22 protein-coding genes and 1 pseudogene are annotated in these 21,701 nt (G+C 58.1%); 8 read left to right on the forward strand and 15 right to left on the reverse strand.

What is annotated here, in order from left to right; genetic code table 11:
• The first annotated feature begins 1 nt into the window (after position 1).
• Positions 2–766, forward strand: a complete 765-nt coding sequence (locus ACUM6F_RS06255) for a sulfite exporter TauE/SafE family protein (protein WP_445348722.1) — start codon at positions 2–4, stop codon at positions 764–766.
• 890 nt (positions 767–1,656) lie between these two features.
• Here the strand turns inward: ACUM6F_RS06255 and ACUM6F_RS06260 are convergent.
• Complete coding sequence (locus tag ACUM6F_RS06260; protein ID WP_426377676.1) at positions 1,657–2,784, reverse strand: AAA family ATPase; 1,128 nt, start codon at positions 2,782–2,784, stop codon at positions 1,657–1,659.
• 309 nt (positions 2,785–3,093) lie between these two features.
• Here ACUM6F_RS06260 and ACUM6F_RS06265 point away from each other — a divergent pair, with 309 nt between their 5' ends.
• From ACUM6F_RS06265 to ACUM6F_RS06285, 5 genes and pseudogenes are all read left to right on the forward strand, one after another.
• Positions 3,094–3,261 (forward strand): response regulator transcription factor, encoded by a 168-nt coding sequence (locus ACUM6F_RS06265; RefSeq protein ID WP_445348748.1) that lies wholly within the window; start codon positions 3,094–3,096, stop codon positions 3,259–3,261.
• 1,100 nt (positions 3,262–4,361) lie between these two features.
• A complete protein-coding gene (locus ACUM6F_RS06270; protein WP_425620727.1) occupies positions 4,362–4,670 on the forward strand; it encodes a zinc-ribbon domain containing protein in 309 nt (102 codons plus the stop codon).
• Between the two features lie 210 nt (positions 4,671–4,880).
• Positions 4,881–5,444, forward strand: coding sequence for a hydrolase (locus ACUM6F_RS06275; protein WP_425620726.1), 564 nt, complete (start codon positions 4,881–4,883; stop codon positions 5,442–5,444).
• Positions 5,445–5,647: 203 nt separating this feature from the next.
• A pseudogene (locus tag ACUM6F_RS06280) lies at positions 5,648–6,038 on the forward strand (diguanylate cyclase).
• An 83-nt stretch (positions 6,039–6,121) separates the two neighbouring features.
• Positions 6,122–6,649, forward strand: a complete 528-nt coding sequence (locus tag ACUM6F_RS06285) for a phosphate-starvation-inducible PsiE family protein (protein WP_425620719.1) — start codon at positions 6,122–6,124, stop codon at positions 6,647–6,649.
• Between the two features lie 132 nt (positions 6,650–6,781).
• On the opposite strand, the gene ACUM6F_RS06290 is transcribed toward ACUM6F_RS06285, so the two are convergent.
• The 4 genes from ACUM6F_RS06290 to tilS all read right to left on the reverse strand — a co-directional run bounded on the left by ACUM6F_RS06290 (position 6,782) and on the right by tilS (position 12,651).
• Positions 6,782–8,485, reverse strand: coding sequence for a formate--tetrahydrofolate ligase (locus tag ACUM6F_RS06290; RefSeq protein WP_445348723.1), 1,704 nt, complete (start codon positions 8,483–8,485; stop codon positions 6,782–6,784).
• Positions 8,486–8,827: 342 nt separating this feature from the next.
• A complete protein-coding gene (ndk, locus tag ACUM6F_RS06295; protein ID WP_425620717.1) occupies positions 8,828–9,277 on the reverse strand; it encodes a nucleoside-diphosphate kinase in 450 nt (149 codons plus the stop codon).
• A gap of 58 nt (positions 9,278–9,335) precedes the next feature.
• Complete coding sequence (ftsH, locus tag ACUM6F_RS06300) at positions 9,336–11,156, reverse strand: ATP-dependent zinc metalloprotease FtsH (RefSeq protein ID WP_425620716.1); 1,821 nt, start codon at positions 11,154–11,156, stop codon at positions 9,336–9,338.
• 61 nt (positions 11,157–11,217) lie between these two features.
• On the reverse strand, positions 11,218–12,651 hold the full coding sequence (gene tilS, locus ACUM6F_RS06305; protein WP_445348724.1) for a tRNA lysidine(34) synthetase TilS: 1,434 nt from the start codon (positions 12,649–12,651) through the stop codon (positions 11,218–11,220).
• 223 nt (positions 12,652–12,874) lie between these two features.
• Between tilS and ACUM6F_RS06310 the strand changes: the two genes are divergently transcribed.
• Positions 12,875–13,006, forward strand: coding sequence for an AraC family transcriptional regulator (locus ACUM6F_RS06310; RefSeq protein ID WP_445348725.1), 132 nt, complete (start codon positions 12,875–12,877; stop codon positions 13,004–13,006).
• Between the two features lie 83 nt (positions 13,007–13,089).
• Here ACUM6F_RS06310 and spoIIE read toward each other — a convergent pair whose 3' ends face one another.
• Both spoIIE and ACUM6F_RS06320 read right to left on the reverse strand, forming a co-directional pair.
• Positions 13,090–15,495: a stage II sporulation protein E gene (gene spoIIE / locus ACUM6F_RS06315; protein ID WP_445348726.1), complete on the reverse strand. Its 2,406-nt coding sequence runs from the start codon at positions 15,493–15,495 to the stop codon at positions 13,090–13,092.
• 319 nt (positions 15,496–15,814) lie between these two features.
• Entirely contained in the window at positions 15,815–16,690 is an 876-nt protein-coding gene (locus tag ACUM6F_RS06320) for a Ppx/GppA phosphatase family protein (protein WP_445348727.1), read from the reverse strand.
• Positions 16,691–16,836: 146 nt separating this feature from the next.
• Here ACUM6F_RS06320 and hisG point away from each other — a divergent pair, with 146 nt between their 5' ends.
• Positions 16,837–17,706 (forward strand): ATP phosphoribosyltransferase, encoded by an 870-nt coding sequence (gene hisG / locus ACUM6F_RS06325; protein ID WP_445348728.1) that lies wholly within the window; start codon positions 16,837–16,839, stop codon positions 17,704–17,706.
• 39 nt (positions 17,707–17,745) lie between these two features.
• Here the strand turns inward: hisG and ACUM6F_RS06330 are convergent, their stop codons facing one another.
• The 8 genes from ACUM6F_RS06330 to yabN all read right to left on the reverse strand — a co-directional run bounded on the left by ACUM6F_RS06330 (position 17,746) and on the right by yabN (position 21,658).
• A complete protein-coding gene (locus tag ACUM6F_RS06330; protein WP_445348729.1) occupies positions 17,746–17,901 on the reverse strand; it encodes a hypothetical protein in 156 nt (51 codons plus the stop codon).
• Between the two features lie 105 nt (positions 17,902–18,006).
• Positions 18,007–18,348, reverse strand: coding sequence for an FtsB family cell division protein (locus ACUM6F_RS06335; protein ID WP_425620709.1), 342 nt, complete (start codon positions 18,346–18,348; stop codon positions 18,007–18,009).
• The gene (locus tag ACUM6F_RS06340; protein ID WP_425620708.1) at positions 18,323–18,574 is read right to left on the reverse strand and encodes a helix-turn-helix transcriptional regulator; all 252 of its coding nucleotides are present in this window, start codon (positions 18,572–18,574) and stop codon (positions 18,323–18,325) included. The genes ACUM6F_RS06335 and ACUM6F_RS06340 overlap by 26 nt, the downstream gene beginning before the upstream one ends.
• Positions 18,575–18,693: 119 nt before the next feature.
• A complete protein-coding gene (yabQ, locus tag ACUM6F_RS06345) occupies positions 18,694–19,134 on the reverse strand; it encodes a spore cortex biosynthesis protein YabQ (RefSeq protein ID WP_425620707.1) in 441 nt (146 codons plus the stop codon).
• Between the two features lie 31 nt (positions 19,135–19,165).
• Positions 19,166–19,444 (reverse strand): sporulation protein YabP, encoded by a 279-nt coding sequence (yabP, locus tag ACUM6F_RS06350; protein WP_425620706.1) that lies wholly within the window; start codon positions 19,442–19,444, stop codon positions 19,166–19,168.
• 124 nt (positions 19,445–19,568) lie between these two features.
• Positions 19,569–19,841: an RNA-binding S4 domain-containing protein gene (locus tag ACUM6F_RS06355; RefSeq protein WP_425620705.1), complete on the reverse strand. Its 273-nt coding sequence runs from the start codon at positions 19,839–19,841 to the stop codon at positions 19,569–19,571.
• A gap of 6 nt (positions 19,842–19,847) precedes the next feature.
• Positions 19,848–20,123: an HU family DNA-binding protein gene (locus ACUM6F_RS06360; RefSeq protein WP_425620704.1), complete on the reverse strand. Its 276-nt coding sequence runs from the start codon at positions 20,121–20,123 to the stop codon at positions 19,848–19,850.
• An 86-nt stretch (positions 20,124–20,209) separates the two neighbouring features.
• A complete protein-coding gene (gene yabN, locus ACUM6F_RS06365; RefSeq protein ID WP_445348730.1) occupies positions 20,210–21,658 on the reverse strand; it encodes a bifunctional methyltransferase/pyrophosphohydrolase YabN in 1,449 nt (482 codons plus the stop codon).
• Positions 21,659–21,701: the final 43 nt, after the last annotated feature.

Raw genomic sequence — 21,701 nt, forward strand, 5'->3', positions numbered from 1 at the left:
AATGTCGGGAACGGAACTGGTTCTCGTTTTGCTTACGGGCGTTGCGTCCGGATTCGTTAATGTCGTCGGCGGCGGCGGTTCACTGATTTCGATGCCCGTGCTGATTTTCATGGACCTGCCCTCGGCCGTGGCCAACGGGACCAACCGCGTCGCCCTGATGGTCCAGAGCCTCGTGGCCATCGGCTACTTCCGCCAGAAAGGATTTTTCTATCCCAAGCTGAGCGTCATGCTGGGCATCCCCGCCGTCCTGGGCTCGATCGTCGGGGCGAAGTTCGCCATTTCCTTGTCGGACGAGATGTTCAACAAGATCCTCGCCCTTGTGATGCTGGCGGTCCTGGTTTTAATCATCTTGCGGCCGGAGAAGAAGTTTCTAAAAGAGGAAAGAGAAGATTTCAGCCCGCTGCGCCTGGCGGCGGCAGCCCTGGTTTTCTTCGGCGTCGGCTTTTACGGCGGGTTCATCCAGGCCGGGGTGGGGTTCGTCATCATCGCCGCCCTGGCCCTCATCACCGGCATGTCCCTGGTCAAGATCAACAGCCTGAAGGTACTCGTCACCCTGATCTATATGACCTCGTCGCTGCTCGTCTTCGTTATCAGCGGCAAGGTCGACTGGCTGCTGGGCTTCGCCCTGGCCGCCGGAAACGCCGTCGGCGCCTACCTGGGGAGCTATTTCTCGGTGAACAAGGGCGACAAGTGGATTCGCGCCTTCCTCGTGGTTTCCGTGGTGCTGATGGCCGCCAAGCTGCTTAACGTCCACAAGCTGCTCTAATGCTAATGGGGTCAGACATACCGATTGTTACCGATCTTCCTTCAATTATGTAAATTATGTAAACCCCGGTCTCTAAATAACGCTCCATCACTTATTGTTATATTTGGGAATACCTGTGAACTAAGCGGGCATGCCTTAATAGTCCAGCTGCCCGAAGAGGTACAGAAGAACAAATAGGGCGCCTCCTGCACGTTTGCCGAAAAAAAGCTTTACTTTTCTCCAGAAGACGTTTCCTTTTGAGTGTTTCTTGCCCTCACATCCTCACTCTCTCACCTGCACATAACAAAACTTTATGCATCTATCTTAATCCAAAACCACTCTTTGTCTGTCATGTTTATAAAGGGGCCAAACACTTTCACATGCTTGCCTTTTTAACCCCAGGGGGGATCACCCCAACGGCCTTCCACCAGCTCTGGGGTCAAACCTTAAGTTTTCTTAAATACTACAGGATTGCTCTTTTAATTGGCAAAGAAAGCGGCTCATCTCGGAGGCCACAAGATGGCGGATATCGCTTCTTTCCTTGGCAAGTCCGGTGCACTGATTAGCATCGCGGCCAGCGATATAAGCGAGGGACTCCGTCACGTGACGGAAAGTGGGGTGCTTCCATCCGGGCCGTGGAGGCAAGGCTGAAAGGCGGAAAACTAAGAAAATTTAAGCCCTGACCCCAACTCAAACTCGTGTCCCAGCAGCGTCCTGCTGTCCAACCTGATCCTTGGCGAAAAGCTGATGCCCTGCCACCTGTTGGGGCTGGGTTTCGTGGTGGCGGGGATTGCATTGATGGCGTCGACAAAGGAACCGGAACCGCACCCTGCTGATGAGAAGTGCCGGCACGTTGCTCGTCCTGGCGGTCGTCATACGCCTCTCGCGGAGAAGCGATCGGGATAACTTCCTTAACACGCAAACGTCCGTATGATGAATTCCTTGAACATCGGTTCCACAAAACGATACCGGGCCCTTGCGACTCTCTCGATAATGCCTTTCTCCTCCAGTCTATTGATTGACCGGGTGACGGCATTCGCTTGGGGTTTGTCCTTGTACGGCTGTTGGCCGGTGGCAAGCTTACAGATCACATCCCGCATCTGAGCGGAGCGGCCGAGTTCGGTCAGAATCTCGGTAAACGCCGGTTCGAGAATGGTCTGCGCCTGCTCGTAAGCCTGGTGCAGGACGGGCAGCGTCAAGACGTCGCGCCCGCCCAGGGCCACAAGCTGGTATGCCTCGTTGCACAGCAGCATTGTATCATACGGGTGGCCGCCCGTAAGTTCCAGGAGTTCCCTCACCACGCCGGTATCAGCCTCCACCCCGCGACTGGCGAATTTGCTTTTAATGTAGGTAAGCCACGAATCCTGCGGAACGGGCGGCACCGGCAGAGGGACGGCGAAACGGTAAAAAGCCTCCCGGCGCGAAGAAAACAGCGTCTTCATCATGCTTTCTTTGGATCCCAAAAACAAATAGCTGACCCGATCCTGATGCTGAAAGGCGGCACGCATTCGTTTGAAGATGTTTTCACCTGCAACGATGGACACGTCCTGAAACTCGTCAAAGAGGACAATGATTCGCTTATTGTCCTTTTCCGCCAGCTTTTGCGGGAACTCCAAAGCCTGGTCCAGCAGTTCATCCGAACTAGCCTTCCGACTGACAAAAAGGCTGACTTCCATTTCCAAGTCCTGCAGCCTCAAGCTCACCGGAATCGGACCAAATTGGCGCAACTTCTCCCGAACGGCGGCCAGCGTTTTCGGCAAGCCCGTACGGTTGGCCAAACACCCTTCCATAATCCGTTCCGCCAGATGTTCTTTATCCCGGATAGCAAAACAATCAATTGAAAGAGTGTAATACCCTTTGTCTTTCAGGCGTCGCAGCGCTTCTTTAGCCAGGGAAGTCTTCCCTATTCTGCGAGGGCCCGTCAGCATGATGCTATTCCCTTCTTCCAGCCTGGAAACAAGTGCATCAACGAAAGGCAATCTTCCAACCAGGTCTTCTTCCGGTACCGGATGTCCGAGTGGAAACAGCTTGTCACTCAAGGTTTCTCAACCCCTTAACACGTATTTAGTATTATTATAACACCTTGAGCGTGCTATGACACTACATAAATTGTAGTATTGCTTCTTGCCCCAAATTAGAATTTGACACAATATGGCTACATTGTTCCTCGACGCCCGCCGATCACTTCGAGTTACGAAACATAACAAAACTTTATGCATCCAAAACTCCTCTTTGTCCGTCATGTTATAAAGGGGTGTGCATTTTGACATACTTGCCCTTTCTAATCCCAGGGGTGCTACCGTGCCGCAACCACAAGACCAACCCCGTATTACCAACAGAGAAAGGGGATCCTACACCTTTTGATCCAAGGGAAAAGAAGCAACCATACAATCGCCAAGGAACTCCACCTTGCCCTACCAACCGTAAAACAATACTGCAGCCGCCTTTATGCCAAGTTTGGAGTCAGCAACAGAACCGAACTTGCGGTTCGCATTCTTGGAAAACCACGACCATAGACCATAAATACATACTTTGGTAGGATTGTCGAACCAAGGAAGAAATTAGGATATGTCTTACAAGAGACAGGTAATCCACGGCGATTCTGGACCGGCTTCTGCACCACTGGCTAAGTCCTAAACATCGCGGGGAGAGTTACCGCCTGAGAAACCCGGCCGATCTGTTTTAACCACAACTCAGACTGAAGGTTGTTAACGTCGATTAGCCAAAGCCATAGCTTGCCGATTGGGTGGGTCAATTACTTTCCGGCACCAGTGGGTCAAAACTAAGTCGGCGTTGACAGTTATGGCTAAAGCGACACAGGAAAGGCGTTCTTGGTCGGAGAAACAGCATGCCTATGGAGACTTGCGCAACAAGAAAGCGCATTATTCTGGACACGTCGGTTTTACTCCACGGCCTTGCCTTTCCCTTTACGGACAGCGGATATTTGCTTCGGAAATGTTGCGAAGGTCTGGTGGACATTGTCCTATGTCCGCAAATAATTTCTGAGGCCAAAAAGACTTTATCCCAGAAGAACCCACGGTTTGTTCCGGCCCTGAGACAAGCCCTGCTGCAGATAACCCGCACTTGGAAACAGTAGATAAGGAGGTACTCAACAGAGGGGTTGAACTTGCCGAGCACCTGGAGGATGCCTACGTAGTTGCGTTGCCGCCCAAACTCACTCAGGCAAAGGAAGGATAAGAACAGCTTCCAGAATCTAGTTGACGACTTTTCGTGACCGAAAATGACGATTTTCTAGTGGCCAAAAGTGCGGATTTTCCATTATCCATTGCCACTGGTGTCACACACATGGGAGTTGATTTCCTCTACGCTCCATTACTTATTGTTATATTCAGGAGCACCGCAGACTAAGCGGGCATGCCTTAATAGTCCAGCTGCCCGAAGAGGTACAGAAGAACATTAGGACGCCTCCTGCACGTTTGCCGAAAAAAAGCTTTACTTTTCTCCAGAAAAGGTTACAATAAGGATGGCTCAAGTAATCGGTCGAAAGGGTACGGTTCAATATCCTTCTCAACTACTTAATGGTAGGGGGGTCAAAGGTAAGTGAATCCCCTGAACCATTCTGAGCAACAAAGTAAAGTATTGAGGAGGATTTTCTATGTTTCAAGACAAAACCCTAACCTGCCGTGACTGCGGCGCCGAGTTCCTTTTCTCTGCCTCTGAGCAGGAATTCTACGCGACAAGAGGGTTCACCAACGAACCCGGTCGTTGCCCCGACTGCAGGGCGGCGCGCAAGCAGCAGAGAAACAGTTTCGGGGGCGGCTATAACCGCGGCCCGCGCGAGATGTTCCCGGCCACTTGTGCCGCCTGCGGCGCCGAAACCGAAGTTCCGTTCCGCCCGTCGGGCGACCGCCCGGTTTACTGCCGCGATTGCTTCGGCAGCAACAGAAAAGCCAGCCGTTACTAATCTGTGAGGCCGAAGAACTCCTCCGCCCGTAGGCGGAGGAGTTCTTCTTTATCAATGGAGCCAGACTGATCTTCTGCATGTCCGTAAATCTGATAGCCTTGGGATCTAATAGGGAGCCTTGGGATTTTCCTGCAAATCATTTCTAGTAAGACGAACGCAAGTTAGAAACTCCTACCTGAAACAGAATATCTCTACGGGAGGTTTTTACTTATGGACCAATTTACTTTAGACCGGTTTACTTTAGACCGGGATGAAGCCCTCTTATTGGTGATTGATATCCAAGAAAGGCTCGTCCCTGCCATGAGATATGGTAGACAAGTTATTAGGAATACTAATATCTTATTAACTATAGCGAAAACATTGGGAATTCCCGTCATGGTCACTGAACAATATTCCAAAGGCTTAGGGAAGACAGTACCAGAAGTTGCTGCTTATCTGGATGGTGCCACAACGTACGAGAAAATCACCTTTTCAGGATGTACTAAAGAGGTCCTTTCTGCACTGAATCAAATCGGGAGAAAAAAGGTGATTATAACTGGAATGGAAACTCATGTTTGTGTTTTCCAAACCGTTAGGGATTTACTAGGTCTTGGTTACCAGGTTTTTGTGGCAGCAGACGCCGTATGTTCTCGGAGTAAAGAAAATTACCGTAATGCTTTATCCATAATGGCGGCTATGGGGGCTGTTATTACAAATACTGAAACAGTATTCTTTGATTTGATGAAAGAGGCTGGTACACTTCAATTTAAGGAACTCTCGAAATTAATAAAATAAATGAGGGTCAAACCTTAAGTTTTCTATCACGTTCTTGCCCGTGGCAACAACAAACAGGATGTTTTTCTTGATGAGCCCGACTACTGCCTATATCTGTCTCTTCTAGAGAAATACAGCTCGAGACACGGTGTCACAGTCCACGCCTATGCTCTTCTCCCCAACCCGCCAGCACGCCCACGCACAGCAGCGGCCAGCCCTTCGCGGTGTTGATCCTGGACCTGGACCACTTCAAGCTGTTCAACGACACGTTCGGACACCAGGCGGGCGGTGGCGCAAGCGGTGCAGAAAAGCCTGCGGGCGGCGGACGTTGTGGCACGCTACGGCGGCGAGGAGTTTGTGGTGATTCTGCCGTAGACCGATGCAGGAACTGCCTTTGAAATCGCGGAGCGCCTCCGGCAGGTGGTGGCCGGGACCAGCCTGCCCGACCCACAGCGGCCTGCCGAATATTTGCCTCCGCTGACGGTAAGCGTGGGCGTGGCTGTCTGCCCGGCCCACGCCACCACTCTGGGTACACTGCTCCATGCGGTCGATGCGGCCATGTACGCCGCCAGGCAGGCGGGGCGCAACCGCGTGGTGGTGGCGCAGGCGGAATGAGCCCTGGAGAAGGACCAGGGTCTCTATTGGCATAACGGCAAAAAATGTTAAGATATCGGAAAGACGGTATTGGAGGGATACTTGTGCAAGGTAACAGCTCTTCGGAGACCTCAACGAAAGGCAGGACCTCGCTCCTCCTGAACTACATGCGGTTTTACAACCGCTTGCTGCACGTTTTCTTGGGTCTCAGTCTGATCGTTGCTTCCCTGCTCGCCCTCTGGATTTTCGCCCGTGACGTTTATGGCGCCGTCTTTGCACAGCACAGTATTCTGGATGGGTTTTTGCACGCCCTCGGTATGCTTCTCATCCTCTGGACAATTTCCGAGCTCATCAGCGCCGAAGTACGATACCTCAGCGGGCAGAAGGTTCAGGTCGCCGTCTTCGTTGATGTAGCCATCGCCGCCTTATTGCGCAAGTTGTTGATCGGTGATATCGAAGGGCTCAGTATAGAGGTCCGGTTGGTCAATCTCGCGGGATTGGTAGCCCTTGGCATCCTGCGCTGGGTATTGACTTACAGTAGCATTGCTCAACGAACTAATGTATACCGTCCGAAGGCCGGCATTAAGCGGGGGAGATCGCCCGGCTTGCGACGGTCATCGACGGTTAATTAAATTTAGCATAAACCTCTGGCCGAGTAGCCACTAATGCAAAAAGCCCATCCTGAACAGTCAGGCAGGGGCTTTTCCGGTTTCTGTGAATTTAAGAAACATACTCTTAGCCTAATGCCCAACGCCTAGCGTTTTTTAGAACAGGCCCTTGACCCGCCCAAGTTCGTCGATGTCGATCTGGAAGGCGGCGGGACGCGAGCCCAGGCCGGGCATGGTGGACATGGTCCCGGCCAGCGGGTAGATGAAGCCCGCGCCGACTGACACCCGCATGTCGCGGATCGGGAAGACGTACCCTTCGGGGACGTTCTTCAATTCAGGGTCGTGGGAGACGGAAAGGTGGGTTTTGGCCATGCAGATAGGCAGCCTGCCCCATCCCATCCGCTCGAAAAGCTCGATCTTTTTCTCAGCCACGTGGTCGTAGTGCACTTCGGCGGCGTTGTAAAGCCTGGTGGCCATGATGTGGATTTTTTCCTTGATGCTCAGGTCGTCTGGGTAGAGGAACCGGAAGTCGGTCTCCCGCTCGCACATCTCCACCACGGAGCGGGCCAGATCGACCGCCCCGGCGCCGCCCTCGGCCCAGGCGGTCATCTGGTGAGCGGCGTCCGCGCCGGCCTCCAGGGCCTTTCGCCGCACCGTTTCGACCTCGGCGTCGGTGTCGGTGACAAAGCGGTTGATCGAGACCACCACCGGCACGCCGTAGTACCCGGCGATCTTGATCATGTGGGCCAGGTTGCGGCAGCCTTCCTCCAGGGCGGGGAGATTCTCACAAGTGATCTCCTCCGGCAGGGGGCGCCCGGCGACGACCCTGCCGGCTCCCCCGTGCATCTTCAGGGCCCTGACGGTGGCGTTGATGACCACGCAGTTCGGCCTTAAGCCCGACTGCCGGCACTTGATGTCCATGAATTTCTCCATGCCAAGGTCGGCCCCGAAGCCGCTCTCGGTAACCACGTATTCGGCCATCTTCAGGGCCATCAGGTCGGCCAGCACCGACGACTGGCCGTGGGCGATGTTGGCGAACGGTCCGGCGTGGACGATGCAGGGCTGGCCCTCGAGCGTCTGGATGAGGTTGGGCTTGACGGCGTCGCGCAGGATGACGGCCATGGCCCCCGCGCCTCGCAGCTGCTCCGCGGTGACCGGCCGGCCTTCGTAGGTGTAAGCCACCACCATCCGCCCCAGGCGCCGGCGGAGATCCATGATGCCTGTGGCCAGCGCCAGGGTGGCCATGACCTCCGAAGCGACCGTCATTTCAAAACCGGTCTGGCGCGCGTAGCCGTTCTGCCGGCCCCCGAGCCCGATGATTACATCGCGCAGGGCGCGGTCGTTGACGTCGACCACCCGGTTCCAGGTGATCGTTAAGGGGTCGATGTTCAAGGGGTTGCCGTGCAGGATGGAGGCGTCGATCATGGCCGCGAGCTGGTTGTGGGCCTGACCTACGGCGTGGATGTCGCCGGTGAAGTGCAGGTTAAGGTCTTCCATGGGCACCACCTGGGCGTACCCGCCCCCGGCAGCGCCGCCCTTGATGCCGAAAACGGGTCCCATCGAGGGCTGCCGGATGGTGCAGATGGCCCGCTTGCCGATGCGCCCCAGCCCCTGGGTGAGGCCGATGGTGGTCACGGTCTTGCCTTCTCCGAGCGGCGTCGGGGTGATGGCCGTCACGTCGATCAGTTTGCCGGTAGGCCGGTCGGCCAGCTTCTCCAGGACGTGGAGCCCGATCTTGGCCTTCCAGCGCCCGTACAGGTCGATGTCTTCCTCGGTAAGCCCCACGGATTCCGCAATCTCGCGAATGTCGATCATCTTATGGGCCTGGGCTATTTCAAGGTCGGTAGGTACAAACTTCATCGTGGATCCTCCCGAGAGTAAATCGTTTCATACAGCGAATAGTTGACTCTTCGATCATAACATTAGCTCCGGGTATTAAGCGTTAGAACAAGACAGACGGGGAGAGGACCACCAGGATGCGGCTTGCCCCTATCCTAACGCTTGGTGCTCAAAGCTTAGTGCTGCAAAAAAAACCCGGCCCCACGGCCTGTTGAAAAACCGAGAGCTGTTCAAAAACAAGCATGGCACGGAAGGCGAAGCCGGCCAGCGCGGAGCGTACTGGGGTGGTACGTGAGCACTGGCCGGCAAGCCTGACAAAGCCAGGCGAAGTTTTTCAACAGCCCTCCAGCCGGGTTTTTTTTGCTATTCATAAATCCACGCGTCAAGCGTACGGTCGAACTCCACGATTTCCTCCGGCTTGAAGAAGAGGTTGATCTCCCGCTCGGCGCTAGCCGGTGAATCGGAGCCGTGCACCACGTTGCGGCCCACATCGACGCCGAACGTGCCCCGGATCGTACCCGGAGCCGCCTTTAAGGGATTGGTGGCCCCCATCATGTCGCGGACGCCTTGTACGGCATCCTTGCCCTCGATAACCATGGCCACCACCGGCCCGGAGGTGATGAACGACACCAGGTCCCCAAAAAAGGGCTTCTCCCTGTGCTCCCCGTAGTGTCTTTCCGCCATGGCCCGGTCGATGCGCATCATCTTCAGGGCCACGATCTTGAAGCCCTTTTGCTCGAAGCGCTTGATGATCTCTCCCGCCAGGCCCCGCTGCACGCCGTCAGGCTTGACCATTGCAAAGGTGCGTTCCAACTTCCTTCATCCTTTCAACCGGAACATTGAAATCAGATGCTGAATCCGAAGGATTCAGCTAAGCGGTGGCCTCTCCCGCGGCCTCCCGCATCAGGGCCTCGAACTCCGGTCCCTCGATCGTCTCCTTCTCGAACAGCGTCTTGGCCACCTTGTGCAGGCCGTGGATGTTCTCCTTCAGGATCTGCTCCGCCCTGCGGTAGGCCGATTCAATAATCTTGCGGACCTCCATGTCGATGGCGTAGGCGATCTCCTCGGAGTAGTTGCGGTCCCGCGCCAGGTCGCGCCCCAGGAACACGGCCTCTTGCTTGCGTCCCAGGGTCAGCGGGCCGAGTTCCTCGCTCATCCCATACTCCATGACCATCTTGCGCGCCGTCTCCGTCGCCCGCTCCAGGTCGTTTTGGGCCCCGGTGCTGACATCCTTCAAAACGATGGCCTCGGCCACGCGGCCGCCCAGCAGCATGACGATCGTGTCCAAAAGCTGGGACTTGGTCATGTAGTTACGGTCTTCCTTGGGCAGGAGCAGCGTATAACCCCCCGCCCGGCCCCGCGGAATAATCGAAATCTTGTGTACGGGGTCAAGGTTGGGCAGGAAGTAGCTGACCAGGGCGTGCCCCGCCTCGTGGTAACTGACCAGGTTCTTGTCCTTGTCGCTGATCACCCGCGACTTCTTCTCAGGACCGGCGATGACCCGCTCGATGGCGCTTTCGAGCTCGCGCATGCCGATGCGCTTCTTGTTGGCCCGCGCCGCCAGGAGAGCGGCCTCATTAATCAGGTTTGCCAGATCGGCCCCGGAAAAACCGGGGGTCCGGCGCGCCAGGACATCGAGGTTAACGTCGTCCTCCAGCGGCTTGCCCTTGGCGTGCACTTCCAGGATCTCGCGGCGCCCGTTGATATCCGGCATATTGACGACCACCTGGCGGTCGAAGCGCCCGGGGCGCAGCAGCGCCGGGTCGAGGATATCCGGCCTGTTGGTGGCCGCGATGATGATAATGGCTTCATTCGGCTGGAAGCCGTCCATCTCGACCAGCAACTGGTTCAGCGTCTGCTCCCGCTCGTCGTGGCCGCCACCCAGCCCGGCCCCTCTCTGCCGGCCCACCGCGTCGATCTCGTCGATAAAAACGATGCACGGCGCGCTTTTCTTGGCCTGATCGAAGAGATCGCGCACGCGCGAAGCGCCGACGCCCACGAACATTTCCACGAAATCGGAGCCGCTGATGCTGAAGAACGGCACCCCCGCTTCACCGGCGACGGCCCGGGCGAGCAGCGTCTTGCCCGTGCCGGGCGGCCCGAAGAGCAGGACGCCCTTGGGGATCCGCGCCCCGATCTCGTTGAACTTGCGGGGGTTCTTAAGGAATTCGACAATTTCCTGCAACTCCTCGCGCACTTCGTCGACCCCGGCGACGTCGGCGAAGGTCACTTTCTTCTTATCGTCGTTGTGCAGGCGGGCACGGCTCTTCCCGAAGGACATGACCTTGTTGCCCCCGCCCTGCGACTGCTGCATCAGGAAAAAGAAGAGCGCCACGATGAGCAGGATGGGGAACATCGTGGTCAGGAGACTGACCCACCAGCCCGGCTCGGCCGGCTTCTGGTAGACGGCATGGACTTTCTTTTCCAGCAGCAGGGCCCTCAGGTGATCGTCATCCAGCGGCCCCGAGCTCTCAAAGTTGCTGCCGTCCTTGAGCACGCCCTTGATGGCGTTCGTCCCTTTTTCCGGCTGGATTTCGACGCGCTGAACCTCGCCCGCCTCGACCGCCTTGACGAACTGGTCGTACGACAGGAGTTCCGGAGTGCCGGCCTGCGGCGAAGTGTACTTGATCAGGGCGATGATGACCAGCACGATTAACAGATATATGCTCAAATTCTTGAAAACCTTATGCATGCAGCCAACCCCTCTCGGATTTCAGCTAACTAGCCACATAACAGCAGTATTTTACCACATCTTATTTCCCCTTTTCAATCTGCCCGAAACCCGCTGTTTCACGCCGCATCTCAAGGAATAACGCCCTGGTGGTACCTCTATCCACCCGGCACCATTCGGCGGCCCGCATCCCCGCCACCCAGGCGATGCGGCCCTTGCCGTCCACGAGCAGAGGAATCCTGTCCCGCTCCCGGCGCGTGACCTTCAGCCCGCTGAGGAACTTCTTCAGCCTGGTCACCCCGGAGCCGAAGGGCTGGAAAACGTCGCCGGGCCGCCGGTTGCGCACCGCCAGGGGCTGGACCAGCCGATCGAAGTCCAGGACGGCCCTGTCGGGCCCCAGTTCGCGCGGATCGGGGATGTCTTTCCGGTCGACGATGCGGCACTCCAGCTGCGCCCCGGCCTCCGGGATGTCCGTTACACCGGGGACGGCCACCGGGTATGCGTAAGGCGTCGCATCAGGCTGGGGAAAGGCGTAGGTAAAGGTGACCGCCATCTGTTCCTTGGTCATGTAAACCCCGCCGGGGAACTGGACGACCTGTCCGCTCTCCTTCCGGGCAATGATCTCGAGGGCTTTTTCCACCTGGTCGAAGGGCAGGTCGTCGCGCCCGGTGAGTTCGGACCAGGCCAGGCGCACCAGCCGGCGCTGCAGGGCCAGCGGCACAAGGTCGAAGGCCTTGCGGTCGAAAGTAACCTCGTCCTCGGTGACGCCGGACTGCGAAGCAAAAACGCGCAAGGCCTCCGCGTGCATGAAAGCCTCGTCGGCCCGGATGATTTCGGCCATGCGCAGCAAAGCAGGCACCAGGTTGGGGTTGTATGCGCTCTGCAGCGCGGGAATAAGTTCGAGCCTGATGCGGTTACGCGTGTAATCGGTGTCGAAATTGGATGTGTCAATGCGCGTCGCCAGCCGGGCCCACCGGCAGTATTTCTCGATGGTCGACCTCCGGGTTCCCAGCAGGGGACGGACAAAAGGACCCCGGACCGGCGGCATCCCCGCCAGGCCGGCCGTCCCCGAACCCCTTAAGAAGTGAAAGAGGATCGTTTCCGCCTGGTCGTCCGCGTTGTGCCCCAGGGCCACACGGTCAGCCCGGGCTTCACCCATTACCCGTTCAAAAAAGGCGTAGCGCAGGTGCCGCGCCGCTTCCTCGATCCCGCGCCGGGCTTTTTTCGCAAAGGCCGCGACATCACCAGCATCGGCAACAAAGGGCAGGCCGTATCCCTGGGCCAGCCTCGCAACGGCGCGCGCGTCTTCGTCGGACTCTTCTCCCCTGAGCTTGTGGTTGAAGTGCGCGACGACCAATTCTATACCCAGCCTGGAACACAGGTTGAACAGGATGTCCAGTAGAGCGGTCGAATCGGAGCCGCCCGAAACGCCCACCAGGACCTTGTCGCCCCGCCGGAACATGGCGTGGCGCTTGCAGTAAGCCTCGACATGGTTGGGAAGGTCTTCAACCTGCACGTTATCACCACCAGACGGCCAACGGCGATCTAACACTTTTTATGCGCATCCCTTAGTATCTCTTGCAAATTCCACATCAGGGCGGCATTACCTGCAAGCAAAAAGCGGCGGGGGGATAAACGGCGGAACGTGAACGTGCAGCCAACGAATCAAGGGGTGGCTTCCGCCACCCCTTTACGTACCCGATTACGAACCGACCCGCCGGGACCGGAAAGGCACCTCCGTGCTCGTTGACTTTCTGCACGAACACTACCTTGAGGACTATTCCCTGGACGGCCTGGCCCGCATCGCCAACTACAGCCCGTATCGCTTCATCGCCGTCTTTAAAAGCGAAACGGGAAAAAGTTCACCGTGACCTTCAAGCGAAAGGTAGGCCTTTCGCCTTCGTAGTACCGCAAAGCCCTGGGGCATCCGGAATAGCGCTGAATTCGCAAGGGTTCAGCTCATGGTCTTTCCGATCCGCCCGACGAGTACCGTCATATCGTCGGGAATCAGGCCGCCCGCGGCCTGGCGCGCCCTCTCCAGGATCAGGTCGGCCATCTGTTGCGGCTCGACCGCGCCGATCTCGCTGATCACGTCGGCAAGCCAGGACTCCTTTTCCTGGCTCCCGCCGTAAGCGTCGAGAACGCCGTCCGTGACCATGACCACGACGTCTCCCACCCCCACGTTTTTGACCACCGAGTTGACCTCGATGTCTTTTAAAATCCCGACTGGCAGGGACGCGCTCCTGATGACGCGGACGTTGGTCCCGCTGAGGATGAAACTGGGCGCCGCGCCGATCTTGACGCATTCCGCCTTACCCGAATAAAGGTCGATCACCGTGATGTCCACGGTGGCAAAGCTCTCGTCGGGCGCCCGCAGCAGGAGGATGGAGTTGACCGTCTTGACGGCCATATCCTGGCCGAAGCCGGACTCAAAAAGGTTCTCCAGGAGGGAGACCGTCGTGCTGCTTTCCATCGCCGCCTGGGGGCCCACCCCCATGCCGTCGCTCAGGAGCATGCAGAACTTGCCCTCCCTCAGATTCAGGAAAGAGTACGTGTCGCCGGACACGGGGCTGCCGTCCTTGCCGGCCTTGGCCACCCCCACGTCGACGTGGTAGCGCAGCGCCGGGTAAAGGTTGAACGTACAGTCCGCAAACTCCCCCCCCGTGCTGCACTTCATGGCGCCGACGGTGAAGGGCTGGCCGATGACCTTCGACACGACAGGAGCCATCATGTACCGGCAGGCCAGCTCGCCGTGGCAGGGCGGGCGGGAGATCCTGATTTCCAGCCGCCCGTCATCGCGGGGGGAACTGGCGATGTAGGTGACGGGGATGTCGAGCTGGTTGAACTTCCGGCGCAGCGCGACCTCGACCCGGCCGGCGTTTTCGACGGTCGAACAGAGCTCGGCGGACATGTTCTGCATGATGTTCGCCAGGCCCCGCAGGTGCTCCGAAACGACCTCGCGGCTCTCGACCAGGCGCCGGTACCAGTACCGGTTGACCCTGTAAGTCTCGTAGAGGCAGGTGAGCGTAAGCGCAAGTTCATTGACTCTGAGGCAGCGGCGGCGGACGTGCTCGGGAAAATCGTCGGCGGTAACCTTTCCCGTGGCCTCGACGGCCCGGAGCACATCGAAAAACTCCTGGTGCGTCCGGTACGAGTCGCGCTCCCAGCAGCTTTTATGCAGGGGGCATTCCCGGCAGATCCGGTTACGCACTTCGTCCAGAAGCTCCTCGAGGGTCGTATCCCCTTTTACATCCGGTCCCGTGGAAGACACCTGGGCGAAAGTCCTGGAAAGCTCGTCAAACATCCGGGCCCAGCCGCCCACGCGCGCTTTGATAATCTCCTTGACCTTGTCGTCGGAAGCCGCCGCGCCCAGCGCTCCTTCGGGCAGCACGTACCGGAGTTTTTCCATCCACCGGACGGGGACAAGCACAAAAAAGGCCACGGCGATGGCAGCCTCGACCAGGACACTTTCCAGATCGTTGTAATCGTTGATGTAGACGGCAAGGATGATGTTGCCGAGCAAAAAGCCGATGGCCACGCCCAGCTTGCCGAAACGCCGGCACACCCCGGCCAGGAAGCCGGCGAAGGCATAGACACCGATGGCCGCCGGAGCCGCGACAAAAGCCACGCCGGGAACCACCCCCACGACGGCGCCCCCGGCGGCGCCGACGCCTCCCCCGCCGAGGATGGCGGCCAGGAGCACGGCGAACTTGCTGGACACCCCGGCCAGGGTCACGGAGGCGATGCTCAACCGCCCCATCCCGGCGATGATGCCGGCCAGCATGACGATATAGCAAAAGAACTCCTCGCCGGACAGCGGCCGGGTCCGGGGAGCAAAGGCACTGATCATCACGTAGGTGAAGACCCCGGCAAGAGCGGCCTCCACCATCAGGGCCACGTAGTCGTAAAGCGCGGCCGAGGCGAAGGCGAGGAAGGAGGCCTTGACGACGACGGTAACCGCCGGGATGAGCGCGGCCACGACCAGGGACGGGCGGCGGAAATCCCCCGGCATCGCCCGTAAGGCCAGCCCGACGCCGGCGGTGATCAGCAGCGACTGGGCCATAGCCACCCCCTGCAATACCGTCGCCTGGCCCAGCAGCATCGCCGCCACGGCGGGCCAGGCGGCGGGGCCGAAACTGTACAACGCCGCTCCCGCGAAAGCCGGGGCGAACGGGCTGAGTTCCCCCATCAGAACGGCGCGGCCTAGGAAAAAACCCGCCGCGCAGAGGACGATGCGCTGCCAGCTGAAGGCGCGGGACACAGAGTCCAGGTCCGCCCGCCGCCTCGGGGGCGTCACCGCTCTGGCCCATTCCTTGTTAACCCTCTGGGGGTCCGGGATAACGCTGAGGTGCTCGGACAATCCCCCCACCCCTTATTTCCAATTTTTACTAATTATAGAGGAAGGGGGATGGAGATCCGTGTCATAAGTCGTAGAGAGTGTTATCTTTCTTTCGACACGGATCAGGCTTAGCGATACTTATATAGCGCTAACGAAACACTTCCATATGGGTATTGGGGTTAAGTGTTAGACTCGAAGGAATCCCCGTCCCAAGCTGAATCCTTACGGATTGAGCGGTAGTAAGTAGTAAGTAGTAAGACTCGAAGCAATTTCCGTACGGGAATTCAAATATTTATCCTGGCGGATTGGGTGGTACAAAACCTGCGTTACAGCCTGATGCTTAGCTGCCAGCAACTCTAAGAGCTAACCCATGCAGTATGTCGTAATCACTTACCGTCACCGTGGTTTTGGCCATAGCGCCCATGGCCAGGAGGCAGATGCGCACGCCGGCGACGATGATGTCGGCGCGCTCGGGCTGCAGGCCGGGTATCCGGCGGCGTTCCTCGACCGTGCGGGTGCGCAGGTCATCCAGGATTTCCGCAATCTTCGCGGGAGTCAACACGTAACCGTGCACCAGCCGGGGGTCGTAGACCTTGAACCCCTGCGCCACGGCGGCCAGGGTGGTCATCGTACCGCCGATGCCGACGAGTTGCAGTTCGGGCCTTTCCTTGAGGGCGCCGGTTACGCCGCTTAAAATGTCCAGGATTTCGCCGTCTGTATAATCCCGCTCGGTCATGCGCACGGCCCCCGCCGGCAGGCTTACGTGGCGCAGCCCGTCGGAGTTCGGCCAGGCGAATTCGGTGCTGCCGCCCCCGATGTCCATCGTCACGGCCTTCCCTTCCATTCCGGGCAGGCCCGCGGTGACCCCGAGGTAGCCGAAGGAGGCCTCCTCTTCCCCCGAGAGAACGAGGACCGTATCACCGGTCCGCCGGCGGACGAGGCCGACGAACTCGGCGGCGTTCTTAGCCTCGCGCACGGCGGCCGTGGCGGCGACAACGGCTTTTTCCGCCCCCGCGGCGTCAAGGCGCTCCCTGAAGGCCTGCACGACCGCCGCCGTCTTTTCCATGGCGTACCGGTCGAGGAGCCCCCCGGCGATGCCCCTGCCCAGGCGCGTCGTGGCCATGTCGGCTTCCAGGGGGACAACGGCCCGCCCCCGCACGTCAGCCAGGAGCATCCGCGTGGAATTGCTTCCGATATCGATAACGCCGACCCTCATTTATTCATACCCACCTTAAATCCCACATCCGGCCTCTCACATCTGACTGCATCTGACTTCCTTATTGACGCGGGCATATTTTTTGGTTTATAGATAAAGGTACGGCCAGAGAACAGAGACTAACGTTGACCAAGGGGGACAATGCCTTGAAACTTCGCCTCGGCCTTCCCAAGGGCAGCTTGCAGGAAGCGACCTTTCAACTGTTTCGCCGCGCCGGTTACCACATCACGGTAGGCTCCCGCTCCTACTACCCGTCCATCAACGACCCCGAAATCGAGCCCATCCTGATGCGGGCGCAGGAAATCCCGCGCTACGTGCATGAGGGGGTTTTGGACGCGGGCTTAAGCGGACTGGACTGGATACTCGAAAACGAAGCCGACGTCGTCGAGGTGGCCGACCTGGTCTATGCCAAGCAGTCCCAGCGTCCGGTAAAGCTGGTCCTTGCCGTGACCAACGACAGCGGCATCCAGTCGGTAAAAGACCTGGAGGGCAAGCGGATCGCCACCGAACTTGTTAAGGTCACCCAGAATTACCTCGCCAGGCACGGCGTAACAGCCACCGTCGAGCACTCCTTCGGCGCGACCGAGGTCAAGGTGCCGCACCTTGTCGACGCCATCGCCGACCTGACCGAGACCGGGAGTTCTCTACGCGCTAACAACCTCCGGATCATCGACACGATCCTGGAGTCCACCACCAAGCTGCACGCCAACCGCAAGGCCTGGGCCGATGACTGGAAGCGCGAGAAGCTGCAGAACCTGGCCGTTCTGCTCATCGGCGCCCTGCGCGCCGAGACCAGGGTGGGCCTGAAAATGAACGTCCCGGGTGACAAAATCACAGAGGTCCTGTCTGTCCTGCCGGCCATGAAACACCCGACCGTTTCCCAGCTCTTCAACAGCGACTGGGTCGCCGTCGAGACCATCCTCACCGAGTTGCAGGTAAGAGAGCTGATTCCCGTCTTAAAGCGGGCCGGTGCACAGGACATCATCGAGTATCCACTGAACAAAGTCATTCCGTAAAGATATATGACACCTACGGCGTAACAAGCAGGCCTCGCGTTAACGCGAGGCCTGCTTGTTACGCCGCAAGAGCCGCGGAAGCAGGTAAAACCACAGATCGACCACGGCCAGAGCCAGCGTTCCCAGCGCGAGGCCTCCCCGCACCCGCCAGCGGGCCCGAAGACCCAGCTTTACCGGTGATCCTTTCTGAACCATGCCTGTTACCCCGATTTTTGATGTGAAAAAAGAATTCGATAATTGATAAGTATTTCCTTTTTCATCAACCAAGCTATCTATTTACCACCGGATCATGGTTACCACCTAATCCCTGATCGTATTGTCGATGGGCTGCCCTTCGTAGTTTTGGGGCACGGGGACGACACGGGTCTCGCCGCGCTTGATCAGCCCGAGGCGCTCCCGCGCCGTTTCCTCGATATAGCTCTCCGAATTTAAAACCTCGAGCTTGTCCCAGAGATGGTCGTTCTTGTCCTTCAGTTCCTTGACCTGAGTTTCCATCACGGCCAGGTTCCTTTCCAGGGTAAACAGCTTGTTCACCTGCAGGCCTAAAGAAACGGCGAAATACACCAGCATTATGGTCACGAACAAAACGGGAATGCGGCTCCGGTTCAGGCGCCATCTACGCCGCAGGCGTACCGCCTCCATCGGGATCTTCCTCCTCGTCGCCGAAAATGCCGAGGGCGTCACCCGGGATGACCATGACAACTTGGTACCCTTTAGTCCGCGCCCGGTTGTACAGAGTCGCCACGGTACTGGGAGAAAGCTTGAGACGCCTGGCGATGGCTTCGGCCGAATAACCCATTTCCTTGAGGGCCACCACTTGTCTCTCCCGGAAGCTCAGCTTTTCCGCTCCGCGAATCTCGATCTGCATGGGTTCCCCTGCTTTATCCACAAACTGTGTACAAACTTATTACGTAGTTGGTACAGTTTCGCTACGTTTGGGCAACCTCCTGCTAAGTCGCAACATTTTTTCCAAATAAATTCTCCCCATCAATCTTCAGCGGGCTCGCCGTCGGGCGGCGGCAGGGGCCGCCGTTTTATGCGCGCGACCGTTTTGCGCACCGGCCAGGTGACCGACCACCAGAAGTAGGCGCAAGGGCGGGTAACCAGATAACAAAGGCGTCCCGTAGCTTTGAGGATGCTCATCCAGAAAGAAAAAGCGGCCCGTGAAAGGGTACGCCGGTACAGTCCCGCGCCGAGCAGGAGGCCCAGGAAGACGTACCAGCGCACCTCCCCCCAGTTGGCCAGCAGGAGCAGGCCGAAAACGAAGGGGATCAGGATCAGCCAGAAAAAGACGTCGCCGACGGTGGTTCCCCAACGCCGCAAGCGGAGACTTGTCCGGACCGCAGCATAGAAATCGTAGACAAAGGCCGCCCCGGCCCCGATCAGGACGGTCAGCAGGAAGGACCAGGACTGCTCCGCCAAAGACACTGTGGCTCACACCTCCCAGGGGCGCCGAGCGTTATTTGAGAAGACGGTTCAAAAGGTTCCTGCCGCTGATGCGGCCGCGCGAACCGGTCTCCCTGTACTGTAGGCTGTTCAGGTGACCCTGGACCACCAGGGTCCCCGCGTCCAGGTCCAGTTGCGTGATGTGCAGCCCTTCCCCCTGGAGAAGCAGGAAGCCCATATTTGTTTCGAGGTGGATTTCATTATCCGTGAAGCTCTCCACGCGGAGCACCCCCGCCAGGGACAGCTCCTTGCGATCGCGCATCTCGAGACGGTGCTTGACCTCTTGATCCATCCTCGATCCCCCCTGTCAACCCGTTCAGGACAATTCAGTAATGGATATGCCTTCCCGGCAGGAGGAATGCCAAAAAAATAAGGCCCTGCCTTGACAGGACCTTAAACCATCAAAGAAACCCGCTCTAAAACTCGTTATTGTCGTCAATCCTTTCGCTGGAAAGGACACTATAGAGCGATGAAGCCAGTTTAGCCGGAACATTGTCGGCGACTTCCAGCACCTCGACCGTAAGGCGGCGGGAACCGAGACGGAGCGATATGACATCGCCCGGTTTGACGACCGTGCCCGCCTTGGCCGCCCTGCCGTTCACCGTTATCAGGCCTTCGTCGCAGACTTCTTTGGCAAGCGTACGGCGCTTAATAAGCCTCGATACCTTAAGGAACTTATCAAGCCTCACCGCGTCTTACTTGGAAACAGCCTCACGCAGCACCTTTCCGGCCTTGAATACCGGGACCTTGGTCGCGGCGATGCTGATTTCCTCGCCGGTCTGCGGGTTTCTGCCCTTACGAGCGGCTCTCTCCCTGGTCTCAAAGGTGCCGAAGCCGACCAACTGGACCTTGTCGCCCTTGGCCAGCGCTTCGCTGATGCTGTCGAGCATGGCGCTCAGGGCTTTTTCGACATCTTTCTTCGTCAGGTCGGCTTTTTCAGCTACGCTCGATACGAGTTCCGCTTTGTTCACAACTATCCCTCCAAGAAATTGTTGTATGTGCAGTAAGACATTCTTGTCTATCCTTGTTTTTCCTGCTTTTTTGCAAAGTTTTCCTGCTATTTTTCTAAATTTTTTGCTTCCTCCCACCACTCGTCCATGGTCTCCAGGGAAACCCGGCCCAGTTCCATCCCTTCGGCGCGAACCTTATCTTCAATATACCCAAAACGCCTGACAAACTTATCAACCGTCGCGGAAAGCGCCTCTTCGGCATTGATACCTTTCAGCCTCGCCACGTTTACGACAGCAAACAAAAGATCTCCCAACTCTTCGGCGATCTTCGACTGGGAGCCGACCCGCAACGCCTGGCGCAATTCCCTCTCTTCCTCCAGAACTTTGTCCAGCGCGCCCCGGTGGTCAGGCCAGTCGAAACCCACCCTGGCGACCTTGGCCTGCACCTGCTCGGCGCGCAACAAAGAAGGCAGCCCTTTCGGCACACCCGCCAAACAGGAGGATTGATGCCTTTTCTCCTTCTGTTTGATCTTTTCCCAGTTCCGCAAGACTTCCTCCGACCCGCTGACCTTGGTCTCGCCGAAGACATGCGGGTGACGGTGGATCATTTTTTCGCATATGCCCTTGATAACCCTGTAGACGTTGAAGAAACCGTTTTCCTTTGCGATCTGGGCGTGGAAGACGATTTGTAACAGTAAGTCTCCCAACTCTTCACACACACTATGCATATCGCCTTCATTTATGGCCTCGATAACCTCGTAAGTTTCCTCGATGAGGTAGCGCTTGAGGGTGTGGTGATCCTGCTCGCGGTCCCAGGGACAGCCGTTCTCGGCGCGCAGGGCCGCCATGATGTGCACCAGGCTTTCGAAGCTGTAAGCCTCTTCAGACGGGGGGAGACAGAACGAAGTCAGGTGGTCGATCCACGGCAGCCTGTCCACCCTGAAGAGCGGGACGCGCTCGACACGTTCCTCGCCCGGTACCCCCGCCGCCCTGACCACCGTCACGGGGTGCGTTTCGGGATACCGCTCCATCAGGCGGAGCTTGACGTCCGAAGCCACCAGACGGTCGTGTACCTGCATCAGGACGCAGGCCACACCGGGATCGGGGAACTGCCTGTCCAGGGCGAGGGCGTCCAACACCTTCACCCCCGACGCGGGGTCGAGCCCGGCGGCGGTGAAAAGAGGGTCGAGGAAGGACATCGCGGTGAGGACGCGAACCGGGACGCCCCGCTCCCGGGCCTTCTCGATGATCAGGCGGGAAGCATCCTCGGCGACCAGGGGATGCCCGGGCACCGCATACAAAACGGGACCGGCTTCTGCGGCCTCCAGAACGGCGTCGGCGATGCGCCGGTAGACGGCTGCAAAGCTGTCCTCCTCGTCGTATACGGCATCAAAAGAAGTCATCGCCAGTCCCTGTTCCAAAAGCCACGGCACCAGAGGATGCCGGGCCGTGCGCAGGTAGATTCTTTCCGCTTGCCGGAGTTCCTCCCACACCCCCAGGGGGAGCATCTCTTTTGACCCCGGGCCCAGTCCGGCGATGGTGATAAGGTGAGACAAGCCCGTGTTCCTCCCTATTTCAGTTGTCAGTAGTCAGTTGTTG

It is taken from the genome of Desulforudis sp. DRI-14 (genome assembly GCF_052618305.1).

Coding starts and splice junctions, on each gene's coding strand:
- ACUM6F_RS06255 (WP_445348722.1), top strand. CDS start 2: ATGTCGGGAACGGAACTGGTTCTCGTTTTGCTTACGGGCGTTGCGTCC.
- ACUM6F_RS06270 (WP_425620727.1), top strand. CDS start 4,362: ATGTTTCAAGACAAAACCCTAACCTGCCGTGACTGCGGCGCCGAGTTC.
- ACUM6F_RS06275 (WP_425620726.1), top strand. CDS start 4,881: ATGGACCAATTTACTTTAGACCGGTTTACTTTAGACCGGGATGAAGCC.
- ACUM6F_RS06290 (WP_445348723.1), bottom strand. CDS start 8,485: ATGAAGTTTGTACCTACCGACCTTGAAATAGCCCAGGCCCATAAGATG.
- ftsH (WP_425620716.1), bottom strand. CDS start 11,156: ATGCATAAGGTTTTCAAGAATTTGAGCATATATCTGTTAATCGTGCTG.
- ACUM6F_RS06320 (WP_445348727.1), bottom strand. CDS start 16,690: ATGAGGGTCGGCGTTATCGATATCGGAAGCAATTCCACGCGGATGCTC.
- ACUM6F_RS06330 (WP_445348729.1), bottom strand. CDS start 17,901: ATGGTTCAGAAAGGATCACCGGTAAAGCTGGGTCTTCGGGCCCGCTGG.
- ACUM6F_RS06335 (WP_425620709.1), bottom strand. CDS start 18,348: ATGGAGGCGGTACGCCTGCGGCGTAGATGGCGCCTGAACCGGAGCCGC.
- ACUM6F_RS06340 (WP_425620708.1), bottom strand. CDS start 18,574: ATGCAGATCGAGATTCGCGGAGCGGAAAAGCTGAGCTTCCGGGAGAGA.
- yabP (WP_425620706.1), bottom strand. CDS start 19,444: ATGGATCAAGAGGTCAAGCACCGTCTCGAGATGCGCGATCGCAAGGAG.